This window comes from Methylobacterium sp. WL116 (genome assembly GCF_008039455.1).
Lineage (GTDB): Bacteria > Pseudomonadota > Alphaproteobacteria > Rhizobiales > Beijerinckiaceae > Methylobacterium.
Genome location: NZ_VRUV01000347.1, coordinates 1 through 4,895, shown reverse-complemented (window position 1 = coordinate 4,895; position 4,895 = coordinate 1). Strand labels below are relative to the sequence as shown.

Here is a 4,895-nt window from a genome sequence, read left to right as displayed (position 1 = left end):
CCGACGCCCGCGCCGCAGCCGCCGGGCCAGCGGGTCGGCTACTGCGTCGTCGGCCTCGGGCGCCTCAGCCTCGACGAGATTCTCCCGGCGCTCGGAGAGGCCAAGCGCTCGCGGCTCGTGGCGCTCATGTCGGGCACGCCGGACAAGGCCAAGCTCGTGGCCAAGCAGTACGGCGTCGCCGAGAGCGCGGTCTACGGCTACGGCGACTGGGACAAGCTCAAGGCCAATCCCGAGATCCAGGCGGTCTACATCGTCACCCCGAACGCGGTGCACCGCGACGACGTCGTCGCCGCGGCGGGGGCCGGCAAGCACGTGCTGTGCGAGAAGCCGATGGCGGCCTCCTCCGCGGAAGCCCGCGCGATGATCGCGGCGTGCGAGCAGGCCAAGGTCAAGCTGATGATCGCCTATCGCTGCCAGTACGAGCCCTACAACCGCGAGGTCGTGCGCCTCGTCCGCTCGGGCGAGTTCGGCAAGCCGCGGATGATCCAGGCCTTCAACGGCCAGACCTCGGGCCTGCCGGAGCAGTGGCGCCTGAAGAAGGCGCTGTCCGGCGGCGGGGCGTTGCCGGATATCGGGCTCTACTGCCTCAACGGCGTGCGGGCGCTGCTGGGCGAGGAGCCCGACCTGATCCAGGCGCACACCTATTCGCCGCCCGACGACCCGAAGTTCCGCGAGGTCGAGGAGAGCGTGAGCTTCACCCTGCGCTTCCCCTCCGGCGTGCTGGCGCAGTGCATGACCAGCTACGGCGTCCACGAATCGCGCCGCCTGACGGTGCATACCGGCGGCGCCGACATCGATCTGCAGAACGCCTTCGCCTATGTCGGCCAGCGCCTCGTCATCACCCATCGCGACGGCAAGGCGGTGTCGCAGGACACCAAGGTGCTCGGCGCGAAGAACCAGTTCGCCCTGGAGATGGATCACTTCTCGCGCTGCATCCAGGAGAACCGCCGGCCGCGCACCCCCGGCGAGGAGGGCCTGCAGGACCAGGTGCTGATGGAGGCGATCTACGAGGCGGCCCGCACCGGCGCGCCGGTGCCGATCGCGCCGATCCCGGGCGCCGGCCTCGACGCCACCCGCGGCCCCGAGCTGGACGAGGCGGGTTGACGCGGCGGCCGCCGGAGCGTCGCGGGCCCTGGATGGGAGGGGCCGCGGCCCTATCGTAGAACACATCATGCTCGACACCGATCCGAGCGGCTTCGTCCGCGACGCGCGCCACCTGCGGCTCGACACGTTCGTGCGCCTGCGCTGGCTCGCGATTACCGGGCAGAGCGCCGCCGTGGTCGGGGCGCAGTTTGGGCTCGGGCTCGGGCTGCCGTTCGGCTGGTGCTTCCTGGCGATCGCCGCCTCGTCGTGGCTCAACCTCGGCCTGCGCATCCGCTTCCCGGCGAGCTACCGGCTGAGCGCCGATTCGGCGGCGCTGCTGCTGGCCTTCGACATCGTGCAGCTCGCCGTGCTGCTGTTCCTCACCGGCGGGTTGCAGAACCCGTTCTCGCTGCTGTTCCTCGCCCCGGTGCTGATCTCGGCGACCGCGCTGCCGCCGGAGCGGACGCTGGCGCTCGGCCTGCTGGCGATCGGGCTGGCGACGCTGCTGGCCCTCGTCCACCGCCCGCTGCCGTGGTTCGCCGACGGCCGGATCGAGCTGCCGTTCCTCTACGTCTCCGGGGTGTGGACGGCGATCCTGCTCGGCACGGCCTTCACCGGCGTCTACGCCTGGCGGGTCTCGGAGGAGACGCGACAGCTCGCCCAGGCGCTGGCCGCGACGGAGCTGGTGCTCGCCCGCGAGCAGCACCTGTCGCAGCTCGACGGGCTGGCGGCGGCGGCGGCGCACGAGCTCGGCACGCCGCTCGGCACGATCATGGTGGTGACCAAGGAGCTGGTGCGCCAGCTCGGTCCCGACGCACCGCCGGCCGTCGCCGAGGACCTGCAATTGCTGCGCGAGCAGGTCGACCGCTGCCGCGGCATCCTCTCGAAGCTCACCTCGCTCGACGGCGACGGGGCCGGCTTCCTCGAGACCTTGAGCTTCAGCCATCTCATCGAGGAGCTGGTGGCGCCGCACCGCGCAATGGGCATCGCCCTCGACATATCGAGCGCGGGCGACGCCCCGGAGCCGGATTGCCGCCGCAACGCCGGCGTGATGTTCGGGCTCGGCAACATCCTCGACAACGCGGTCGACTTCGCCGACGCCCGGGTGGTGATCGAGGGGCGCTGGACCCTGGACCGGGTCACCCTGGAGATCCGCGACGACGGCCCCGGCTTCTCCGCCGAGGTTCTGCTTCGGGCGGGCGAACCCTACGTCACCACCCGCAGCCCGGACCGCACGGCGGGCCAGAACCAGGGCGGCACGGTCGGCGCCGGCCTCGGCCTCGGGCTGTTCATCGCCAAGACGCTGATCGAGCGCTCGGGCGCGCAGATCACCCTGGCCAACGCCTCGAAGCCGGGAACGCACGGGGCGCAGGTCCGGATCTCCTGGGCGCGCCACATCTTCGAGCGGGGTGCGGCGCTCCGTCATGCCCCCGAATTCGGTACCCGGCCACCCCTGCCCGCGGGCGATGTCGCGCCTATATAGACTTTCAACGAATACAACGAAATGTTTGAGGAGCTTCTCATGCTGACGCAATCGAGCTCGTCGGGCGCCCCGGATGCTGTGGCGCTCAACGACGCCGACCCGCTCGCCGCGTTTTCCGACCGCAGCCTTCTGATCGTCGACGACGACAAGCCGTTCTCGACCCGCCTCGCCCGTGCGATGGAAGCGCGCGGCTATCACGTCCAGGTCGCCGAGAGCGTGGCCGAGGGCGTCTCCGTGGTCGAGGCGCGGGCCCCCGCCTTCGCGGTGATCGACATGCGGCTCGGCGACGGCAACGGGCTCGACGTGATCGCCCGCCTGAAGGAGCGCCGGCCCGAGGCCCGCGGCGTGATCCTCACCGGCTACGGCAACATCGCCACCGCCGTCACCGCCGTGAAGCTCGGCGCGTTCGACTACCTCGCCAAGCCGGCCGATGCCGACGAGATCCACGGGACGCTGATGGCGCAGCCCGGCGAGCGGGCCGACCCGCCCGAGAACCCGATGTCGGCCGACCGGGTGCGCTGGGAGCACATCCAGCGGGTCTACGAGCTGTGCGGACGGAACGTCAGCGAGACCGCGCGGCGGCTGAATATGCACCGCCGCACCCTCCAGCGCATCCTCGCCAAGCGGGCGCCGCGCTGAGGCGGGGGGCCTCCCGGCCCTCCGCTTATCGGTTGCACAGGATGCGACAATCGGGGTACTGCCGCCTTTGCAAGCGGGACGCACATCCGTGCCGCCGGAGGAAGGGGTCCTCGTGAACACCCGCAACCTGATCACGATCCTCAGCATGATGGTGCTGGTGGGAACGGAAGTCTTCGCGGCGGCGATCGCCGCGGGCTGGGCAATCGCCGGCCTGTTCGAGCTCGGCGACACCGTCGGCCACGTGCTGATGGGGCTGTTCAGCGTGGGCGCGGCTTGGATCATGCTCCAGCTCTGGCAGCGCGCGACCAGCATCGAGCCCCTGCGCACGGCACCTCGGGCCGCGCGCCGGTGATGCCTGGTCTCGGCACGTCCCGTGTCGATTCCCGCGCCCGGCTCGGCCGCCCCGACGTTCGTCACCGCCTTCTTCCGATCCAGACCCTGCTGAGTGGCCCATCATGAAAGCCCGCATCGTCGTCACCCTGAAGACCGGCGTCCTCGATCCGCAGGGCAAGGCGATCGAGGCCGCGCTCAAGTCCTTCGGCATCGCGTCGATCGAGGGCGTGCGCCAGGGCAAGGTGTTCGACATCGAGGTCGCGGCCGCGGACCGGGCCGGCGCCGAGGCGACGCTGAAGACCGCCTGCGAGAAGCTCCTGGCCAACACCGTGGTCGAGAACTACGCGATCGAGATCGCGTGATGCGCGCCGCGATCGTCGTCTTCCCCGGCTCGAACCGCGACGCCGACGTCGCCCGCGCGCTTCGGCTTGCCGGGGCCGAGGTCGCGACCATGTGGCACGCCGACACCGCGCTTCCCGCCGGCACCGACCTCGCCGTCCTGCCCGGCGGCTTCTCCTACGGCGACTACCTGCGCTGCGGCGCCATCGCCGGCCGCGCCGCCGCGATGGATGCGGTCCGCGCGCACGCCGCCCGCGGCGGGCTGGTGCTCGGCATCTGCAACGGCTTCCAGATCCTGTGCGAATCCGGCCTGCTGCCGGGCGTGCTGATGCGCAACGTCGACCGCCGCTTCATCTGCCACCGGCAGATGCTGCGCGTCGAGCGCACCGACACGCGCTTCGCCGGCGCCTACGCGAAGGGCGAGGTCATCGACGTCTGCGTCGCGCACGGCGAGGGCAACTACTTCGCCGACCCCGAGACGCTGGCCCGGATCGAGGGCGAGGGCCGGGTCGCGTTCCGGTACTGCGACGCTGACGGGCAGGTGACGATTGCCGCCAACCGCAACGGCTCGCTCAACGCCATCGCCGGGATCTACTCGGAGGGCGGCAACGTCCTCGGGATGATGCCGCACCCTGAGAACTTCGTCGAAGGCTTGGTCGGCGGCACCGACGGGCGTGGTCTCTTCACCAGCCTCGCCGCCTGAGCGGCCGCCGATACTGATGTCGGCCCGGTCGAACCAGGCGATGATTTGAGGAACGCCGGATCGTTAACCGCGCGTTAACTTTTTCGATTGAATGTCGGGGCATTCCAGATGTCTGGATGTCGAGTAAGACCTCCGTCCCGCTCTGTTTGATGCCTCCCTGAGACTTCAAAGCCGCCCGTCAGGGGCGGCTTTTTTTGTTCCGCATCGGAACTACGTCCCTCTCCCCTGGAGCGGGGGAGGGTGGGCCTCGCGTCAGCGAGGGTCGGGAGAGGGGAGCCCCGGTTCCGAACGGCGCGCTGCCCCCCTCTCCCGACC

At 70.6% G+C, this 4,895-nt stretch carries 6 protein-coding genes; all 6 read left to right on the top strand.

The genetic code is table 11. From position 1 onward, the window contains the following. Positions 1-1,104 (top strand): Gfo/Idh/MocA family oxidoreductase (locus FV223_RS20040; RefSeq protein WP_147728652.1); only part of this gene is annotated, 1,104 nt, incomplete at its 5' end. 67 nt (positions 1,105-1,171) lie between these two features. Continuing rightward, the gene (locus tag FV223_RS20035) at positions 1,172-2,566 is read left to right on the top strand and encodes an ActS/PrrB/RegB family redox-sensitive histidine kinase (protein ID WP_147728651.1); all 1,395 of its coding nucleotides are present in this window, start codon (positions 1,172-1,174) and stop codon (positions 2,564-2,566) included. A 39-nt stretch (positions 2,567-2,605) separates the two neighbouring features. Then, a complete protein-coding gene (locus FV223_RS20030) occupies positions 2,606-3,205 on the top strand; it encodes an ActR/PrrA/RegA family redox response regulator transcription factor (protein WP_147728650.1) in 600 nt (199 codons plus the stop codon). Positions 3,206-3,317: 112 nt separating this feature from the next. After that, on the top strand, positions 3,318-3,557 hold the full coding sequence (locus FV223_RS20025) for a hypothetical protein (RefSeq protein WP_147728649.1): 240 nt from the start codon (positions 3,318-3,320) through the stop codon (positions 3,555-3,557). 103 nt (positions 3,558-3,660) lie between these two features. Beyond that, positions 3,661-3,900 carry a phosphoribosylformylglycinamidine synthase subunit PurS gene (gene purS, locus FV223_RS20020; RefSeq protein WP_147728648.1) on the top strand — a complete coding sequence of 80 codons (240 nt, stop codon included), beginning with the start codon at positions 3,661-3,663 and terminating at the stop codon, positions 3,898-3,900. Further along, a complete protein-coding gene (gene purQ / locus FV223_RS20015) occupies positions 3,900-4,580 on the top strand; it encodes a phosphoribosylformylglycinamidine synthase subunit PurQ (RefSeq protein ID WP_147728647.1) in 681 nt (226 codons plus the stop codon). The genes purS and purQ overlap by 1 nt, the downstream gene beginning before the upstream one ends. Positions 4,581-4,895 lie beyond the last annotated feature (315 nt).